Source organism: Methanomicrobiales archaeon HGW-Methanomicrobiales-1, assembly GCA_002839675.1.
Taxonomy (GTDB): domain Archaea; phylum Halobacteriota; class Methanomicrobia; order Methanomicrobiales; family Methanospirillaceae; genus Methanoregula.
The window spans coordinates 868,336-889,699 of record PGYM01000001.1; the positions used below are offsets into that span (position 1 = coordinate 868,336).

Annotated in this window: 7 protein-coding genes and 1 tRNA gene; 6 read left to right on the forward strand and 2 right to left on the reverse strand. The window is 47.9% G+C overall.

The features are described 5' to 3' along the window. Positions 1-342: 342 nt before the first annotated feature. Positions 343-1,758, forward strand: coding sequence for a hypothetical protein (locus CVV30_04465; protein PKL70610.1), 1,416 nt, complete (start codon positions 343-345; stop codon positions 1,756-1,758). 665 nt (positions 1,759-2,423) lie between these two features. Here the strand turns inward: CVV30_04465 and CVV30_04470 are convergent. After that, positions 2,424-3,452 (reverse strand): hydrogenase formation protein HypD, encoded by a 1,029-nt coding sequence (locus CVV30_04470; protein PKL70611.1) that lies wholly within the window; start codon positions 3,450-3,452, stop codon positions 2,424-2,426. A gap of 44 nt (positions 3,453-3,496) precedes the next feature. Here CVV30_04470 and CVV30_04475 point away from each other — a divergent pair, with 44 nt between their 5' ends. The 3 genes from CVV30_04475 (at position 3,497) to CVV30_04485 (ending at position 5,571) form a co-directional block, all read left to right on the forward strand. Next, positions 3,497-4,543, forward strand: coding sequence for a mechanosensitive ion channel protein MscS (locus tag CVV30_04475; GenBank protein PKL70612.1), 1,047 nt, complete (start codon positions 3,497-3,499; stop codon positions 4,541-4,543). A gap of 62 nt (positions 4,544-4,605) precedes the next feature. Beyond that, positions 4,606-5,316 carry a xylose isomerase gene (locus tag CVV30_04480; protein PKL70613.1) on the forward strand — a complete coding sequence of 237 codons (711 nt, stop codon included), beginning with the start codon at positions 4,606-4,608 and terminating at the stop codon, positions 5,314-5,316. A 181-nt stretch (positions 5,317-5,497) separates the two neighbouring features. Further along, a tRNA-Thr gene (locus CVV30_04485) sits at positions 5,498-5,571 on the forward strand. A 212-nt stretch (positions 5,572-5,783) separates the two neighbouring features. Here the strand turns inward: CVV30_04485 and CVV30_04490 are convergent. After that, positions 5,784-6,632 (reverse strand): hypothetical protein, encoded by an 849-nt coding sequence (locus CVV30_04490; GenBank protein ID PKL70614.1) that lies wholly within the window; start codon positions 6,630-6,632, stop codon positions 5,784-5,786. Between the two features lie 204 nt (positions 6,633-6,836). Here CVV30_04490 and CVV30_04495 point away from each other — a divergent pair, with 204 nt between their 5' ends. Both CVV30_04495 and CVV30_04500 read left to right on the forward strand, forming a co-directional pair. Continuing rightward, on the forward strand, positions 6,837-8,060 hold the full coding sequence (locus CVV30_04495) for an aspartate aminotransferase (GenBank protein PKL70615.1): 1,224 nt from the start codon (positions 6,837-6,839) through the stop codon (positions 8,058-8,060). 180 nt (positions 8,061-8,240) lie between these two features. Further along, positions 8,241-21,290 (forward strand): hypothetical protein, encoded by a 13,050-nt coding sequence (locus CVV30_04500; GenBank protein ID PKL70616.1) that lies wholly within the window; start codon positions 8,241-8,243, stop codon positions 21,288-21,290. Positions 21,291-21,364: the final 74 nt, after the last annotated feature.

A 21,364-nucleotide genomic window follows, 5' to 3' on the forward strand; every position in this document is an offset into this window, starting at 1 on the left:
TTAAGATATTTCTGGTATTATACCATTTAATCTTTTCATTTTAAGTATTAAAATAAAAATATGGGTGAGAACCGGTCAGGATAAGGTTTTATTAATAATGATTTTTCAAAAATTCCATTAAAAAAAAGGTTAAAATTTTCCCTCCCCACTACATTTTACTTTATCATCCAATTCCCGACCCCTCAACAACATTCTGTCGTCCTGAACAGAATTATTCTCAGGTCCGACAAAATCCAATAGTGCCAAAATCAGATCGACATTTTTTTATTTGAATAAAGATCAGAAGATTTATACCGTGAAAGAATAATAATCTCAATAATATTGATCAAGGATGATTCAATTATGAGTGGAACAAAAAGTAGGTATCGCATATTTATCGCTGCCCTGATTGTGGTGAGCATATTTCTTGCTGCAATTCCGACAGTTTCAGCGTACACTGTCGCTACGGTCACCGATCCCGCAACTTCACTGCACTCTGGAGATGCAATCACTGTTACCGTAACAGGACTCGCTGTAGGGAACACATTCAAATACCGTCTGTACTCTAATGACCTGGACACCCCGGGAGATACGGTAATTACCAACAGTGTTACTTTGCCATTTGAGTTTAACCCGAACCCCGCTACATCCCTGAGTACGACCGGGTATACTTTGCCCAAAGATCCATTGACGCTATCCTATAACGGAGGAGCAGCATATATCCCCGGAATAGCAGCGGGAACAAATCCAATAACTCTCAATAAAAATATCAATGCGGGTACTTATGACGTGTCCCTGCAGGGCACAAAAATTTCCGGCGCTGTCACCACTATTGATTATAGTGTGGATGGAACGATAGCTACAGTTCCTGCCGGCGATCAGACCCTCAGTTTCACCCTGAAAAATGTAAATACCGGGCATATAACCATAGATATCCCGAACGCAATACCCGCCTATACTCAGCAATATACCATCACGCTGCCACCAACGCCAGAACCCGCACCGGCCCCCGGTGACGGAGGACCATCAGCACCGGCCGCTCCGGCCGCTCCTGCAGCCCCTCAGGCAATGTTGGCTCCCCCGGGAGTTTCGCCAACGACGGTAACCATGCAGCATAATCCAGAAGGACAGGTTCTCGCAAATTATGTTGTTGAAACCGATCCGGCAGCAGGATTTTCCTCGGCATTGGATGTAGGTCTGGGCACAACGGTTCTCTCAAGTACCGGACAACCCGTAGGAGAATTATCCTTAACACCGCTTGATCCCGCAGTTGTAACAGATGTAGCAGCTGCCCAGGGAGGAATCTTTTCCTTCTCCGGATTATCCGTGGAGTGTGAACCCTCCGGTACGCAGTTTACTGGAGGCGCTGTAACAATCTCGTTCTCCCTGACACCGGCACAATGGGCGGATGCTCTGGGTAAGGTAAATGGAAATACGCAGGCCATGACCATCCAGTTCTATGATCTCACCACCAAAACCTGGGCCGAAATTCCAACAACGGTTGATCCGGTAACTCATACGGTCAGTGCCCAGGTCACCCATTTCAGCGTGTATGCACTGTTCTATAAACCAACTACCGAAGGGGTAACCTCGCCACAAACCTATGGCAATCTGATGCCCCCAACCCCGACAAGCATGATGCCTGCCGGAACGCCCATACCAACCGTCAAATCCATGCTGGCGCCCCCGGCACCCACTGAAACCCCCGGGCTTCCCGGTATCGTTGTCATCGGGGTCGTGGGTTTTGTCGGGTTATTCATCGCGAGAAAGAAGCAATAATAAACTCTCTATTTTTTATTATTTCAGGAGCAGGGATCGTTTTTCCCTGAGGACCTGCTTTGTGTTATTCCAGTAATGAAAAGCCCCGCGTTTGTAAAATTATCTCGCCCATACATTCCGGGAGATCTCATTGTCTGGAACGGATGTTATTTCTTGCAACAAGATTGGATGGGCAGCGTCTAATTCTGGATACTCCCGGATTATAAATCGCTCATTTTTTTTAGAATTGTTCTGCACATCGAATTCCTCATATCCAGAAATAATGAAAAAGTTGACCCTATAGAAATCCTCGTTTTCCCGTTACTTGCCAGCAGTCTTCAGTATATGGGAGGGTGACCCCCTCTCTCCCCCAAAGGGGGAGGCATCCCAAGGGGAGCATCCCCTTGACCCCCATTTACAGAAGTTTTCGTCAACCATATGAGATTATCGCTATATGGGGGGATGCCCGAGCGGCGGGGGCGGAAGCACGAAGTGCGTAAGCCCCCAAGAGCAACTCATCAGTTCCCCGCAAGGGTTTCTACAAAATAAAAAAGATAATTGTTAAACGGACATAAAAATTTAAAATACGGTTAGAAAAAAATCTTTTATTTTCAGAATTTACTTTAAGTATCCCCGCCTTGTTAAAAAGCAAAATTATCTGAAAAATAATACCATCAAAAAAAAATTCATACTTTTTTCGCATGGTACATATGCCAGATCTTGCAGGCGCCTTCATGGCTGACCATGCAGGGGCCGACCGGGTTCCGGGGTGTACAAACTTTTCCGTAAAGTTTGCAGTCGGACGGTGAGGCAATTCCTCGCAGTACCCTGTCGCAGATACAGGCAGAGTGTTTGGTTACGTGTTTAAAGACAATATCGAATTTCTTCTGCGCATCGTACTGCTCGAATTCCTTTTTCAGCCTGAGTCCGGAACCCGGAATTACCGGAAAGCCCCGCCATTCGACATCGGAAGTCTCAAAGACTTCGTACATAAGTTTCTTAGCTTTCAGGTTACCTTCGCGCAATACAGCTCTCGGATAGGCATTATCGACACGGTGGGTACCTTCCTGTACCTGGTTTACAAGCATGAGCAGACCCAGCAGGATGTCTTCCGGTTCAAATCCCGCAACCACCTGGGGAACGGGGAATTGCTCGTATTCGTCATATCCCATGATGACGCAAACATGGCCGGGCAGCATGAACCCGTGAAGCTTTGCCTCGCCCTGCTCCAGCAGCCATTTCATGGCGGGAGGGACAATGCGGTGGCAGGAAAGAATGGAGAAATTTTTCGGGGGTTTTGTTAAGATCGTAGCAGCAACGGTAGGTGCAGTGGTCTCAAAACCCACGGAGATGAATACCACTTCCTTATCGGTCTTCTCGGCAATTTCCACGGCCTTGTGAACGCCCTGTACAACGCGAATATCCCCGCCGCAGGATTCCAATGAGCCTTTTGAACCGGGGACCCTGAGAAGGTCTCCATAGGTTGCGATGATGCAGTCTTTTTCTACAAGGTCAAGGGCAGCGTCAATCTCGCCCTGCGGCGTGATACAGACCGGGCATCCCGGGCCCATTACAATCTTTAATTGTTCCGGCAGGATACTCCGCAGGCCGGAGCGTGCAATGGCCGCTTCATGCGTACCGCAGATATGCATAAAGGTCATATCCCGGTCAACTAACTCGTTGAGTTTTTTGGCTATATCTGTCCCCGTCGCCATGTAATCTTAATATTATTTACGTTCAGTGACATAAGTCTACGTACATGGAGATACCGGTTTCAGACATCAGTTTTGTCTACGCAGCTGCAACGGTTGTATTCGGGATACTTTTTGCCCTGATAGCCCGGTTTGTGGTCAACTGGCTTAGTACAAAAGCGGGAGAAACGGAAACGAAATGGGATGATATTATTATAGCTGCGATCGGGACTCCGGTCCAGGTCGCCATTGTGGTTATTGCACTCTATTTAGCAATCAGTCAATTCGGCATCCTGCCACCGGGCCTGCAATGGATACTGGATCCGCGGTATGTTACTGCATTCTATATCGTGATCGGTGCATGGATCCTCTCTTCATTCCTGCACGATATCATTGTCATCTATGGGCACGACCTGGCAGACCAGTCGGAGGGTGACTGGGATGACCGGTTGGTAGAATTGCTTGAACTCGTGGTCAAATACGTGGTTTGGTTTGCGGCATTGATGGTGATCCTGTCCATCTTTGAAGTAAATATTACCCCGTTCCTTGCGGGTGCCGGTATCGCCGGGCTGGCTGTTGCCCTGGCAGCGCAGGACATCATCTCGAACTTCTTTGGCGGGGCTATCATAACAATCGACAAACCGTTTAAGATCGGTGACCGGATAAAAGTAGACCAGTATTATGGTGACGTGATCAGTATCGGGCCGAGAAGCACCCGCCTAAAGACCCTGGATTACCAGATTGTCACTATCCCCAATAACCGGATCACCACCAACGTGATTGTAAATTATGCAGAACCCGACCAGAAACTCCGGATTATTATCCCCGTTTCTGTAGCGTACGGCAGCGATCCAAAACGGATAAAAGAGATCCTGCTTGAAATTGCCCGGGATACGATTAAAAATACAGAATATCTTCTTCAAGATCCTGCTCCAAAAGCATTTTTCTCAGAATTCCAGGATTCTGGCCTGAAATTTATCCTGTATGTCTGGGCGCGGAAATACAATCTTCCCGATGAAGTAAAAGATACCATCAATACGCAGATTGCAGAACGGTTTGCCGCAGAGGGAATTGAGATTCCTTTCCCGCAGATGGAAGTCCGGTTAAAGAAATAAAATTCTTTTTTTCAATAACAACCGGGCATATTTATCAGTCTCCTCGGGAATATCACTCATTCATGTTCGGGGTATCCACATTCTGTCTTCATGCAGTCGCACTTCCTGAAGCACTGGACCGGCTTTCTAGTATAACCGGTTATATCGAAGTCATGGATGAGGGATTGCATCACCTCAGTTCTTCTGAACCCCTTGAGTCCTGCACTGCACGTTTTTCCATTCATACCCCGTGCAGGGGGACCAATATCGCAAGCCTGTTAGAACCCATCCGCCGTGCAAGTATCGAAGTGATGCAAGAATGTTTTGCCATTGCCGCAGAGGTAAATGCCCCGCTTGTCATCCACCCGGGATATTTTGCCTGGGCAGAAGAACGCGACAAAGCCGAAAAGCAGCTTCAGCAGTCTCTTTTAGATCTAAAACGTCTCTCGCAGGAATACTCGGTGCCCTTCTTTATCGAGAACATGGGCAACTGGGAATATTTTTTCTTAAAAACCCCGGCAGAACTACCCCTTATTGGCCCTGCTGCGTTTGCCCTTGATGTGGGCCACGCACACCTGAACCAGTGCCTGCCGGCATTCCTCCGGTACCCGGCCGGGCATTATCACCTGCATGATAACCGGGGAAAGGAGGATTCACATGATGCCGTTGGTGCGGGAACCATTGATTTTAAGGAAGTGATGGCGGTGGTTAAAAATTCAGCAATCATTCCCATTCTTGAAATCTCAACTTTCGATGGAGTTCTGCAGAGCATAGAATATATTCGTGCGCTCTGAAGAGCCGATTGCAGGAATGTGCCCCAGGGAGTCCTACGGATCAACCGGGATTTGCCCGTTTTTTCCGCAATGTTTTATAGGAATAACTTACAACGTTGTTAGGCAATCCGCCTCAAGGGAACTTGAGAGAACATATGTTCTGATAACGGTGATTGCGCAACAATGGTATAATTCACAACATGCCTATGTGACACAGCCCGGCAGTGTGCCTCCTTGGTAAGGAGGAAGTCCCGAGTTCAAATCTCGGCATAGGCTCTCATTTTATTGTTCTGTTTTTCACGCTCTGCTCAATCTCACCTCATTATTTGTTTCATTTCATCTCGGTACCGTCACCCGGTATTTGCCGACAGGATGCTCATGTGATCTTGTACCGTTAATCATGGATGGGAGATTACCCGCTGGTTGAGTCATCCCCCAGTAAAAATCCTATTATTCCCAGATAAAAGAGAAATTTTTGTGCAGGAATTTTACGCTCCGTCGTTTGTCCTGATGGTTGAAAATATATACGCTTTTAAGTTCCGGTATTTGTCAAAATTGTTATTATCGGTAATAAATCCAAAACTATACCAATGGCGCATGGTTACCATGGTTTTTTTTGTATAGGCTAAGGGATAGTATGCGGTACCTTTTGCCATCGTGACATCGTAGAATGAAATCCTGGTGTTTCCGCTTGTGAGAAATGCATAATTTCCCACATACTTTGACGCATACCCGGTCAGATCAGGATAATTATATTCAAACTGCGCTTTGCACCATTCCAGATCCTGGTTAACCAATACCATTCCATTAAGGCCATCAGAGAAATCTGCTGAAAATGCTACCAGTTTTATCCTGCCATCGGCGCTCGTAAACGTGACAATCCGCCGTTGTTTCTTTACATTATTATCTTCGTAAAAATTGAACGGCCCGATTAATTTTGTCTCATTCTGGTAGCATACCTTATAGATCGTGGAATCAGTATCGAGATAATTTGTACAATAATAGGGGATGTACGTTGCAGTTGTTACATTCCATGCTGATGGATAATCAAGACTGAAATCATTATCAGAATAATGTAAGAAATCAATCCTGGTGACATCGGTTGGATCTGCTTTTGGAAGGGGTGTCTTTGTTGGTATGGGGGATTTGGTTATTACCTGAATGGGTGTTGTTTGGGGAATTGCCGAAGAATTATTGATTGCCGCAAGAGTAGTCGTTGGGAAAACCGGAGTGGGTGTCATTGAGACAACCGGAGGATCCGGCTGGCTCATGCATCCGGTTGCAAAAAGGATCCCCAAAAAAAGAACAAGGAGAACTATTGCTGAAAAATTTTTCATTGTGTTTTGATACTATTTCTCACCATTAATTATTTTGTTTTGTCATTTGTCCGGTTTTTTCTAGGGTGATATTCCGGTAAATCCGGTTGGCATCAAATACCCGGTTCTAAAAAAAAATCCCTTTTTAACGGTCCGGACGGGTGATCATTTAAAAATGCGCACATCCTACTCTTTTCATACACCCATTCAGTCACCAGGCGAAGCATGAAATCCCCCATCGCATCACAAACCGGTACGAATAAAAGACCGTACCTATTTGCACCGAGAATGGCAAAAACTCCCAAATCTTTCATCCGGGAGATCCTCAAGGTTACTGAAAACCCGGAGATCATCTCCTTTGCCGGGGGACTGCCGAACCCGGCACTTATCGATGTTGACGGCATCGCACAGGCTGCCGCCCGGGTACTGGCCGCTGACGGCCGGTCCGTTTTGCAGTATTCCACTACCGAAGGATACCTGCCGCTCCGCCAGTATATTGCAGACCGGTATAAAAAGCGGCTCGGGTTATCGGTGTCCCCGGAAGAGATTCTCATAACCAATGGTTCACAGCAATGCCTTGATCTTATCGGCAAGGTTTTTATCAATACCGGGGACAATATCGCGATAGAACGACCCGGATATCTTGGTGCAATCCAGGCATTCTCTCTTTACGAGCCGGTCTTCCATCCGGTGAACCTGCTTAACGATGGCCCGGATCCAACCGTGCTTCAAACTCTCTGCCGGCAGAACAACATCCGGCTCTTTTACGGGGTTCCCAATTCCCAGAACCCGTCAGGGATTACGTACTCCGAGGAACGAAGACGGGAAATTGCCGGTATCTTAAAAGAAACCGATACCCTGTTTATCGAAGATGATGCCTATGGCGAACTGAATTTCTCCGGCAGGTCTCTCTCGTCGTTGAGGGAATATATCCCGGACCAGACCATCATCACCGGTTCGTTCTCAAAAATTCTTGCCCCGGGTATGCGACTGGGATGGGTTGTGGCCCCGCCGGAAATTATGGAGCAGATTATTATTGCCAAGCAGGCTTCCGATCTCCATTCCAATTACCTCTCCCAGCGAATTGCGTATGATTACCTGCAGCAGGGAACGATCGACCCACACATAACCCGGATCCAGCGGGCGTATAAGGACCAGTGCGCATGCATGCTCAAGGCGATGGCAGAGACTTTCCCGGATACGGTTACTTATACGCAACCGCACGGGGGCATGTTCGTCTGGATCACCCTGCCGGATGGCTGTTCATCGATGGATATTTTTAATGCTGCCTTACAGGAACACGTCGCGGTATTACCGGGAACCCCGTTTTATATTGACGGGGGCGGGAGCAAGACCATGCGGCTCAATTTCTCAAATTCTACCGATGAGAAGATCATCGCAGGTATCGGGCGGCTTGCACGGGTGATAAAAAAACAATGCGGGGAATAATTTTTTTGGATCATTACCGCGTTTTTTTCCCGGTATAAAAACAGGATTGATAAATCCCTGATGTACATATATAGTACCAGAAAGAGTATATGCCGTCCTTATAAACTTTATATCTCTTAAGTACTGCCGCGTGAAAATCAAAAAAAATCTGATAATATATCGTGCGAGGTAAAAAATTACATGAATAAGAGTGATGCTGAAGCTTTGTTGCGCCAGGGCATCGAACTCTATGACCTTGGCAAATTCCAGGAAGCCATTGTCATGTTTGATCGGGGACTTGCGCTGTTTCCCAAACTTGCAAAAGCTCATTACTTCAAAGGAATTGCCCTGTATGACCTGGGTCAATTCGAAGATGCAGTTGCATCGTATGATCTGGCCCTGGGCATAGAACCCGGAGATCCCAATGCATGGTATAACAAGGCCGCAACGCTGGCGCAGATTGGCAGGAATGAAGAAGCCTTAGACGCCTGCGAACAACTTCTCTCCATCCGGTTTGACAATACTGAAGCCTGGATCTTAAAGGGAATTGCCTTATACGAACTGGGCCGGTTCAAAGAAGCGATAAGTGCCTACGATCATGCGCTCTCCCTGGACCCGACGCAAGCGAAGGTATATTATAATAAAGGAATTGCCCTTGGCGATCTCGGCCGGCATCACGAGGCAATTGTCGCTTATGATAAAGCGATTGAACTCGTTCCCGGGTATGCCCGGGCGTTTTATAACCGCGGTATATCCTTTTATGAAATTGGAAAATATGATGAAGCACTGGCGGCATTTGAAAAGGTCAATGAGCTCGATCCCTCTGATATCTGGGTCTGGTATTACCGCAGTTTTATTTTAGCAAAACAGGAGCGCTATGAAGAAGCAGCTCAGTCAGCGGCAAAATTCCTTGAACATGAGCCCGATCATGCCGATATCTGGGCCATAAAAGGGATATCTCTCTTAAAATCCGGGAAATTTAACGATGCCGTCTCGGCCCTCGACCAGGCGCTTTCACTCAACCCCAAAGTAGCAGATGTCTGGTATCACAAGGGACTTGCTCATAACCAGCTCCAGCAATACCATGATGCACTCAATGCTTTCGATAAATCAGCAGAACTCAGCCCTGCACATGCCCAGACCTACTATAACCGGGGTATTGCCTTTGCGTACATTAACGAGTATGATGAAGCAGTGCAGGATTTTGACCGGACCCTGTCTTTTGATCAATCGAATGCCGATGCCTATTATTTAAAAGGCATTTCCTGCATCAACTTAAGCCGGTATGATGAAGCCCTGGATTCTTTCAATCATGCGTTAAAGATAAAAGAAGATCATGCTGTATCGTACTATTATCGCGGCGTTGCACTGACCCGGCTGGGCAGGTACAAAGACGCACTCGAATCTTTTGATGATGCACAGGCTCTCGATCCTGCGTGTGCACCGGCATTATACCAAAAAGGCCTGTCATATGCCCATCTCGGTCGTTTTGCCGAAGCAGTAACCGCTTATGATCTTGCCCTGCAGATTCGTCCGGCATATGCGGATGCAATATATCACAAAGGATTCGCTCTTGCAAAACTGGGAAGAAATATCGAGGCAATACAGGAATTTGACCGGACCATTGCAGAACAACCGCATAATCCCCAGGCATATCACCAGAAAGGCCTCCTTCTTGCAAAACTCGGGAAATACGAAGATGCCGTGGGCGCATACCTGCAGAGTATCGAATTAAAACCTGCCTATGCACAGGCATTCTATGATATGGGTCTTGCCTGTGCAAGGCTCGACCAGTCACAAAAAGCCATTGAAGCGTTTGAAAACGCTATTGCAATCAATCCGAATTATGTAAATGCGCATTACAACCGTGGACTTGCTCTTGCAAGCCTCGGGCAGTACAATGAGGCTTTCGATGCCTTTGACCGGGCTGTCGAGATCGATCCGTCCCACACGCTGGCACTCTACCAGCGGGGCATCATGCTTATGCAGCTGGTGCGCTATGATGAAGCGATCGATGCATTTGACAGCGTCCTTGTCCTGTCCCCGCAGAATGCCGGGGCATTATATGAAAAAGCAATGGCTCTTGTGCATCTCGACCGGCTGGAAGAGGCCGTTCATGCATTCGATGAAGCGCTGGAACAGAATCCCTCCCTGGTCAATGCATGGTTCAATAAAGCAATTGCTCTTGCAACGCTCGGGAAACTGGATGACGCCGTTGCCGCATTCGATAAAGTAATTGTCTTAAACCCGAAACATACCGAAGCAGCGGTCCGCAAGGGAATAGCGCTGGTCAATCTTAACCGGTTTGGCGAAGCAATCGTTCTTTTTAACCGTTCTCTTGAAGACAACCCGCGGGACATCTGGGCATGGTGTTACAAAGGTGTAGCCCTGATATCCTTAAACCGGTATGATGAGGCGATACGGGCATTCGATAAGGCACTGGAGATCGACAACCGGTTTTCCCATGCGTATTTCGAGCGGGGGAATGCATTCCTCTTTACCAACCAGTTACCTGAAGCAATACGATCCTATGACCTTGCACTGGAGATCGATCCGGAAAATCATGAAATACTCTCCCAGAAAGGCCATGCACTCATAAAAAACGGACAATTTGAAGAAGCCATAACAACCTTTAGTCTCGTCATTGCACATGACCCTCAAAATATTACTGCACTTGATGAAAAAGCCCAGGCGCTTTTCCATATCGGAGAATATGGAAAGGCGGTCCAGGCATTCGAAGATGTTATAGAAATTAATCCAGCGTATCCCAATGCACAATATTACCGGGGAAAATCACTCGTACAGATCAACCGGTTTAATGATGCGGTTGCCGCATTTGACCAGGTACTTGCCCTCTCTCCCCGGAATGCAGATGCCGCTTATGAGAAGGGCTCAGCTCTCATGCATCTCCGGCAGTTTGAAGATGCAGATATTTCATTTAACTATGCTCTCGAACAGGATCCAGGCCTTGTTAGTGCCTGGCTCAAAAAAGGTGTAACGCTATCTCATCTCGGATTAGAAGAAAAATCCGTTGAAGCGTTTGAACGGGCGATTGCCCTTAACCCCCAACTCACTGAAGCAACCGTAAAAAAAGGCATAGCACTGGTCAATCTGTCCCGGTTTTCTGATGCAATTGTGATACTGAACCAGGCCCTGGAAGACGATGCAGGAAATGTTCAGGCATGGTATTATTCCGGCCTTGCCTTTGCAGCACTGGGACAGACTGAAAAGGCCATTAAGGCTTTTGACCGGGTGCTGGAGCTCAACAGGCAGTGTGCCCCTGCATGGTATGAACGGGGAAGAGCACTTGCCCGCATGGGTAAACACCTTGAATCCGTGCTCTCCTATGATAAGGCACTTGAACTTGCTCCGGATGATCCCGAGACCCTGTATCATAAAGGACTGGCACTTGCCCAGCGCGAACGGTATGATGATGCGATAAAGGCATTTGAACGCGTGATCATACTGGAACCAGAAAATGGTCATGCATATTACTACCTGGGAGTCTCCCTGGCCGGCCGGGAACGTTTTGATGAAGCCGTCAGGGCTTTTGACCTGGCACTTTCGCTCGATCCTTCCAATGCCCAGGCCTATTATTTCAAGGGTATCGCGCTCATCCAGTCTGAACGATATAGCGATGCAATAAACACCTTTGAACAGGCGATTGAGCTGGATTCGGACAATTCCCAGTCTTATCATTATCTTGGGATCGCCTATCTCCAGTCAAAACAATACGAAAAGGCATTAAAGGTTCTTACGTCTGCAACTGACATGGACCCCTCAATTTCGGACGGGTTCATGTACCAGGGAATCGCACTTGCGCATCTCTCCCGCCATGAAGAAGCGGTTATATGCCTTGACAAAAGTCTGGCAGCAAATCCCTCATTAATGGAGGCATTGATCTACCGGGCGGGATCCTTAATCCAGCTCAAACGGTACGCAGAAGCGATTGAAACCGGTGAGCGGATCCTTTCGCTCAACCCGACACTGGTCGATACCTGGCTGCAAATTGGTGATGCAAACGTCAGCCTGGATAAAAATCCAGAGGCATTGATTGCATTTACAAAAGCCCTTGAAATTAATCCAAATCTTTCCGATGGCTGGGTGAAAAAAGGGCATGTCCTGTATGACATGGGAAAAATCCCGGAAGCAATTGTTGCCTACACCCGCGGACTGGACATAAATCCGTCACTACAGGATATCTGGATCTTAAAAGGGGATGCCTTAAATGAACTCGGCAAAACCCTGGATGCAATTTCTGCCTATGCAAAAGCAGTAAAGATCGATCCCGGGCTGGTGGATGGCTGGGTAAAAAGTGGCAAGGCATATTACGAACTGGGAAGGTACCAGGACGCTATCGATGCATTTGATAATGCGATTGCATTGAACCAGCGGTGCATCGACGCATTCCAGTATAAGGGAATGTCCTTAGAAAAAATCAACCGTGTCGAGGAGTGTATCCAGGTATTCGAAGTCCTCCTCGAGATTGATCCTGCCAACTTCGATGCCCAGTACCATAAGGGACTTGCTCTCTCAAAACTCGGGGAACACCGGGATGCAATTGTTGCTTTTGACAAGACGATTGCACTCAAACCATCAGCCCAGGTCTGGTATAATAAAGGGCAATCATTAACAGAAATCGGTAAGTACCAGGAAGCAGTTGATGCGTTCACACACGCCCTGGAGATGGAATCCGGGTATAACGAAGTTTATTATTATCTTGGTTACTGCTACCTAAAACTGGGTAAATATACTGAATCAATCGCATCCTTTGACCGGAATCTTGAGCATGATCCGAGTAATGCAAAAGGGCATTTCAACCGGGGTATCGCGCTCCAGAAACTTGACCGGGATACCGAAGCTCTCGAATCTTTTGATAAAGCCCTCATCTCTGATCCGGAAAATGCACTCGCTTTTTATCACAAGGGCCAGTCCTATGCAAACCTGGAGATGTTTAACGAGGCGGTTTTCTCATTCGATAAAACCCTCCATCTCAAACCGAAATACACCGATGCCCGGATGAAAAAGGGACTTGCCCTGTATCACCTGGGCAAACTGCGTGAATCCATCAAGGATTTTGATCGCACCATCCATGACAATCCCCGGAATTCCCAGGCATATTATCATAAAGGCCGTGCATTATCGGATCTCGGGAAATTTATAGAAGCCAATGAATCGTACGACCGGGCACTTGATCTGAACCCGGCGTTTTGTGAAGCCTATCTCCATAAAGGGCTCGCACTCCTGGAACTATCCCAGTTTGATGATGCAATCTCATCGTTTGACCAGGCTCTTGAAATCGATTCCAATCTTGAGGCGGCACATTATAACCGGGGGTATGCACTTGCAAAAACCGGCAGGCATAAGGAAGCGATTACTGCCTTTGACCGCTCTCTCTCGTTGATGCCCAGCGATGTATCTGCAGCATACCAAAAGGGCCTGTCCCTGTACGCGATTGGCCTCCACCGGGATGCACTCGACTCCTTTGACCGTACGCTGGAACTAAAACCCCAATATGCCGATGCTGCTTTTTACAAATCGCTTGCATTGCATGACCTGGGGCGCAATGAAGATTCGGTAGTTGCTGCGGATCGGGCAATAGAGATTAATCCGGAATTTTCCCGGGCCTGGTACTTAAAAGGTGTATCCCACCTGGATCTTGAACAATACGACAAGGCAGTTGGCGCATTTGACCGGACAATCGAGCTGGATAATACCAATGCCCAGGCATATTTCGACAAGGGACTTGCTCTAATTCACCTGAAAAATCCTGAAAAAGCAATCGAATCGTTCGATAAGGTACTTGACCTGATTCCCGGATATGCCCCGGCATTTTATCAAAAAGGCATTGCGCTTAACGCGATTGGTATGTTTGAAGAAGCGGTTCTCTCGTTCAATATCGCCATTGAAATAGAACCTGATAATGCAGATGCACTCTACCAGAAGGGACTGGCTCTAACCAGCCTGGAGAATTACCCTGATGCGATTATTGTGTTTGATGCGGCTCACGAAATTGAACCGAAACGAGCAGATATCATATACAAAAAAGGGCTTTCCTATGCTTCCTTAGTTCAGCATGAAGATGCAGTATCCGCCTTTGCCCTGGCACTTGAACTGGATCCCGGATATAATGATGCCTTGTATCACAAAGGGCTCTCACTTGCGGAACTGGGGAAATTTGCCGATGCGATTGACGCTCTGTCAAAGGCACTTGAGACCAGTCCGAAGATAGCCAATGCATGGTTGATCAAAGGATTTTGTCTCGCTGCTGAGAAACGTTACCAGGAAGCTATCCTTTCCTATGACAGTGCGCTCGAGATCGATTCGAACAGTGCCCATTCATGGTTTTATAAAGGACGTGCCCAGCTCAACCTTGATGCCCTGACTGATGCAGCAGCATCCTTTGACCGGGCCCTGGCAAATCAGCCCGCATTCGGAGAAGCCTTCTACTACAAAGGCATCGCATTGCATCGCCTGGGTAATCTGGACGATGCGGTTGCAGCTTTTGAACAGGCAAATAACCTGATGCCCGATTTCGAACCGGGGTATCTCCAGAAAGGCAGGGCACTGTCTGCTCTCGCGCGATACCAGGAAGCTGTTGATGCCTTTGCCCGGGTTATTACGGCCGATCCCAAAGATATTGCTGCGCTTTACGGCCAGGCCCGGGCATTCGATAAACTGGGGATATACGATAAAGCAATCCTCTTATATGGCCGGGTCACCCGCCTTGATCCCGCATGTGAACGGGCATTTTTATACAAGGGTATGGCGCAGGCTAACCTGCACCATGATGAAGATGCCGTGGAATCTTTTGACCGCACCCTTGAGATCAATGCAGTTAATGGTGATGCATTAAGCGGTAAAGGCAGAGCACTCGTCGCACTCCGGAAATACGAAACGGCAGTGGAATCCTTTGATGCGTTCCTTGCAATCACCCCTGGCACGATCGATATCCTTTATGAAAAAGGACTGGCCTTAACCAAGTTAAAAAAGGCAGAGCCTGCTCTTGAGGTGTTCAACCAGTGCATTGCGCTCGGGCTTGATACGGCAAGAGTCCATGCAGAAAAAGGATTTGTTCTCTATGAACTGGGAAATTACCCTGAAGCCATCCTTTCATTTGACCGGGCTTTGGCGCAGGATAGTCATGACACCCCGTCGTACCTGGCAAAAGGGCTGGCCCTTGCACAGACCGGGCGACATGAAGATGCAATTGCTGCGTTTGATGCAGTTCTTCTCATCGATCCCGAGAACGGGCAGGCACACCGGGGCAGGGGGGTAGCACTCGTTAAACTCAGGAGGTATGAAGATGCAATCATATCCCTTGATCATGCCCTGGATTATGACAAGGCTAATCCCGATATCCTCACGTGCAAGGGATATTCCCTTTACCGGCTGAAACGGTTCAAGGAATCCGTTGAGGCACTGGGCAAATCACTCAAACTGAGATCCCAGGATGTAAAAACCCTGTTCTTCCGGGCTAAAGCCTATATGCACCTCGAACGGTGGGAAGATGCAATCTCTCACTTTGAAAAAGTGCTGGCTATAGATCCAAAGGATACGGCGGCATGGTATTACAAGGGTCTCGGATATACCCGGATGGTCCTGTTGGATGATGCATTACACGCGTTTGATAATGCACTAGTCAATGATGAGTCCTGTGCTGTTGCATGGTTTGAAAAAGCAGAGACCCTTCGCAGGAGTGAACGATTTGAAGAATCCCTTGCAGCGTACGATCGGACGCTGGAACTCGATTCTCATCATCAGAATGCAGCTTATCACAAAGGACTGGCACTTTTCATTCTCGGGCGGAATGATGAAGCTATCGAAGCCTTTGATCATGCTCTGGCCATCGGTGTTGCGAATGCCCGGATCCAGTTCAGTCGCGGACATGCGCTCCTGGTTGCAGGACGTTATACGGATGCGCTGAGTTCATTGGAACGTTCGATTGAACTGGCACCCGGTGATGCAGCTACCTGGTATGACAAAGGACAGGTACTGGCATTGCTGGAAAATTATAAGGGTGCAATCGAAGCCTTTGAAAAGACCCTGGAACTGGATCCAAAGGATGCTCATGCATCGTTTGGCAAAGGCCAGGCACTCTTTTTCCTTGGACAGGATGAAGATGCAATCACGGCCTTTGACCTGACCTTATCGCTGGACTCCGCTTTCGCTGATGCTGCATATGCCAGAGGAGTTGCCCTCGGCCGTCTGGGGAATTATCCCAAGGCAATCAAATCATTTGATTATACACTCGAATATGTTCCTGAACATGCAAAGGCGCACTACCAGAAAGGACTCGCACTGAATGCATCAGGGAAATATGAAAAAGCAATCCGTGAATTCAAGGCCGCAATAACCCATGATCCTTGCCTCTATGATGCCATCTTCCAGTCAGGTCTATCCTATGCGCAACTGGGTAAACATGAAAATGCCCTGCAGGTATTTGACAAGATGCTGGAGTTAACGCCGGAAGATGCAATGGTTATGTACCAGCGTGCGCTTGCCTTAACAAAACTTCACCGGTTTAATGACGCGCTTATTCCGATCGAATCATCACTGGATCGCGAAAATAACCGGGCGGATGTATGGATTCTCAAAGGCAGCACCTTGTATGAAAGTGAACGGTACGGGGAATCCTTAGAAGCATTTGACCGGGCTCTTGCGTTAGAACCGAAAAACCCCATTGCATGGTACCGTAAAGGCAAATCCTATCTCGAACTTGAACAGACTCGAGACGCAATTCACTGTTTTGAACAGGTGCTGAATGGCGACCCGGCATGTGCCCCGGCCTGGTTCAGGAAAGGGAGCGCACATCTCTCGATAGGGGAGTTTGAGCCTGCTGTCGATGCTCTTACCCGTGCGCTTGATATCAAACCCGTATCGGCCAATGGATGGTATGATCGCGGTATTGCACTCTTTGAACTCGGTCGATTCGAAGATGCCGTTGCATCGTATGATCAGGCCCTTGGTATTAATCCAAAATATGCCAATGCCTGTTATGATAAGGGAATTGCCCTGACCCGGCTGGGCCGGGATGCTGATGCAATCAGTACATTTGAACGTGCAACGGGAATTGATCCGCATTTTGCTACCGCATTTTTTGATACCGGGTTGGCATACTTCCGTCTTTCCGATTATAAAAAAGCCATTTCAGCCTTTGAAAAAGGTCTTGCAGTCAATGCTTCCTATGCACCGGCCTATTATTACAAAGGCCTCGCACTCATCCAGATTAAAAAATTAAAAGACGCTATCGTGGCTTTCGATGCAGCAATCAGCCTTGATGGCGGGAACTATGATGTCTGGTATAACAAGGGTCTTGCCCTGTCTCAAACCCGGCAATTCGAAAAAGCGGGAGATGCATTTGACAAATCGATCAGTTTTAATTCACACGTATATGATCCCTGGTTCGAAAAAGGCTGTGCACTCTTCCGGTTATCAAAATATGACGATGCCATTGTAGCCTTTTTGCATGCTCTCTCGCTTGATGACAGCAAACGGGAAGGACACTATGCCCTTGGTCGTACGTATGTGGCATTAAGCAGGTACGAAGATTCCCTTCCTTCCTTTAACCGGGCGATTGCATGCGATCCCGGCTTTATAAAAGCGTATCGGGCCAAGGGTCTTGCACTCGAAGAACTTGGGCAATATGAAGAAGAGATACCTGCATTGGCAGGAGTGCTCTCGCTCGATCCGGCAGATGCCGGTGCATGGTACCATACCGGTTTTGCCTGTGAACGCCTTGGAAACGATGATGATGCAATTGCCGCTTTAGAGAAGGCCAGGGCTGGTGATCCTTACAATATCTCCCTCCTCTTGTTGGAGGGAAGAATATTAGGACGGCTGGAAAAATATGAAGATGCCATCCATATTCTTGACATAGCACTGGGGCGTGAACCTGATAACGGAGAGATACTTTTTGAAAAAGGAATTGCTCTCTCCCATTTAGAAAGGCATGAAGAATCCACAGAAATCTTTGCATCTGCGGCAGCAAATCTTCCCGGGAAGTTTGAGCCCCTGTACGAACAGGGCATCTCACTGGTGATTCTTGGCCGTTACCATGAGGCTGAAGTTGCTTTTAATGCCGCCCTCCAGCTCAACGAGACCGATCCGGATATCTGGATTGAGAAAGGATCCGTGCTCCTGCATCTCAAGCGTTATGAAGAAGCGATTGATGCGTTCACCAATGCCATTTCGTACACCAAGGAATCGTACCGTGCATTCCTTGAACAGGGTAAGGCATATGCCTTCCTTGGAAAATGGGAAGATGCCATCCCGGCATTTGATCTTGCAATCCAGCTGAAACCTGAAGATCCGCGTGCCCTGTATGAAAAAGGCCTGGCCCTGTTCAATCTTAAAAAGTTTGCAGAATCGGTCAGGGTTCTTGATGAATCCCTGGCAGTTGATCCTGATAATACCCGTGCACTTTATTATCGATCTTCTGCCCTTGCGGAAGCAGGGGATTATGCACAGTCAGCAGAATCCTACCGGCACCTGCTCGCATTTACCCCGGAGGATCCTGTTGCCTGGCTGGAACTGGGCCTTGTCCTTGCACGGATCAACCGGCACGACGAAGCTCTTGTCGCGTTCGATCGATGCCTGGATATCCAGCCGGATAATTTTTCAGCAGTGTATAACAAAGCACGCTCTCTGGATTCGCTCAACAGGATCAAAGAAGCAATCACAATGTACAACCAGGCTCTTTCTCTCGATCCTGCACACGCAGAGACACACCATTTCAAAGGAATGGCCTTGTATAGTCTCGGCAGGTTTGAAGAAGCAGCAAAAGAACATGATCTGGCACTGGAGATCAACCCTGCATTTGGCGAAGCACTCTATGATAAAGGCCGGTCACTTGCTTCCCTTGGCATGTATCGTGAAACGGTAAAAACGTTCGATAAAGCAATCGCCGTTGAAAAAAATTATGCTCCGGCCTATTATGATAAAGGTCTCGCACTCGCTCATCTTGGGCGGCATGAAGATGCAATAATTGCATTTAACAAGAATATCGATCTCGATGCAGGCAATGCCCTGGCATATTACCACAAAGGGGTATCCCTCATAGCTACCGGACGGCAGAATGATGCCATTGATGCATTCGATCGCATGCTCAGTATCGACCCGCTATCGGTTGACGGGTGGTTGTACCGTGGACGGGCACTGGCAGATCTCGCCCGGTATAATGATGCTATCGAAGCATATGTCAAAACATTAGAGATCGATCCTTCCAATCCCGATGCCTGGTACCTGAAAGGCAGCGCATTCTTCGCCCTCCAGGGGTATGATGATGCAATTGAAGCCTTTGCACGGGCACTGGAGATACGTCCCGAGTATACGCAGGCATTTTTCGATAAGGGGCGTTCTCTTTTCCAGCTGGGCATGTATAAAGAGGCAGTACTATCGTTTGACAATGCACTTTCCATTGAACCAAAAAATATCGATGCCCTGTACCAGAAAGGGAGGGCTCTTATCCGGCTCGGGTTATATGAAGATGCTATTGCAGCCTTTGATCCGGCCCTGAGGATTCGCCCGACTGCTGCTATGATCTGGACCGGGAAGGGGATCGCCCTTTCCGCGTTATCTAAAGATAAGGAAGCAATCAGTTGCTATAACAAGGCATTGGGCATCGATAGCAAAGATGCACGGGCTCATTATAATCTCGGTGTCTCGAATGTCAACATGGGCCGTTACCAGGAAGCTATCCGGAACCTGGATGCCGCCCTGACATATAAGCCACAGTGTGCTGAAGCCTTCTTCCAGAAAGGAAAGGCACTTTCCGGCCTTTCAATGTTCCACGAGGCAATCAGTGCTTTTGACAAGGCACTTGCGCAGAAAGGAACATTTGCCGATTCATGGCTCTACCGCGGGATTGCGGAAACGAACCTGGGCAGTTACGATGCAGCACTTGACTGTTATGATCGTGCGATTGCTATCGATCCTGACTATGCGGCTCCTTACTTATACCGGGGTATTGCCCTGATCCAGTTAAAGCGGTATTCAGAAGCGGTTGATGCTTTTGACCGGGCACTGGAATCCCGTCCGGACTATGCCGAAGCCTTATATCACAAAGGGGTTGCCCTGGTACACCAGGAACGTTATGAAGATGCAATCGCGCTGTTTGAGAAAGCACTGGCCCTCAATACCCGTTACAGTGAGGCATTCCAGTACAAGGGAATTGCCCTTGCACGCATTTCACGATATAACGATGCAATCATTGCATTTGATGCAGCACTTGCCACAAATCCTGATTCCGGAGAGGCACTCTATGAAAAAGGCCGTGCCCAGATTCGTAATGAGAATCTTAAGGAAGCGATTGCTACCTTCGATCGCTTACTGGCATTAAACCCCGGTTCTGCCGGCGCACTGTATGAAAAGGGCAGGGCATATTTCTCACTGGGTAATTATGAAGAGGCGATCTCTGCATTTGTGCATGCCATCGAGATCACTCCTACCTGCAGTCCCGCATTCTTCTGGATGGGACGGGCATATGTTGAGCTTGGCGATATGGATGCTGCCATCACCGCTTACAATCATGCGCTTGAAAATAAACCCCGGTCTGCGGAAATATTTGTTTACCGGGGGATTGCCTATGCAGCACTCGACCAGTACCGGGATGCAATCCAATCCTATGACCGTGCACTTGAGATCGAGCATTCAGCTGCAACCTTTGTCCACAAAGGAGTGACTCTATCCGAACTGGGTATGACCCGCGATGCGATAGATGCATTTGACCGGGCACTCGAACTGGATGGGACCCTCGCCGATGCATGGATGGGCAAAGGCAATGCCTTTTACGATTTGGGGAAATTTAAAGAAGCGCAATCCGCCTATGAACAGGGACTGGTAATTGATCCCGAAAATGTTGTTGGCTGGACCCGTCATGGCATGTCACTTGCCGGTCAGAATATGGATGAAGCAGCCCTGAACTCATATGATCGGGCAATTTCTTTGGATCCCACTTTTTCCATTGCCTACTTTACCAAAGGCAGTGCAATGGATGCACTGGGACGGTACGAGGAGGCGGTGGTGTCATACCGTGAAATGATCACCCTCCAGCCGGAATTTGTGGATGCATGGATCCATAAAGGACGATCCTTAAAGGAACTCGAAAAATACCAGGATGCCCTGACGGATTTCAAACATGCCGTGGAACTGGATGGATCCCGTAAAGAGATCTGGAAAGATATTGGCGGGATACTCGATACGATCGGCAAGCATGAAGAAGCCCAGATCTGTTATGAAAAATCCCGGTAATCCGGTTTTTTTGTTCAATGATCTTAATTTTTTTTTAGAGCAGGAATCTCTATTTTTTTTCTTAAGGAATCAAC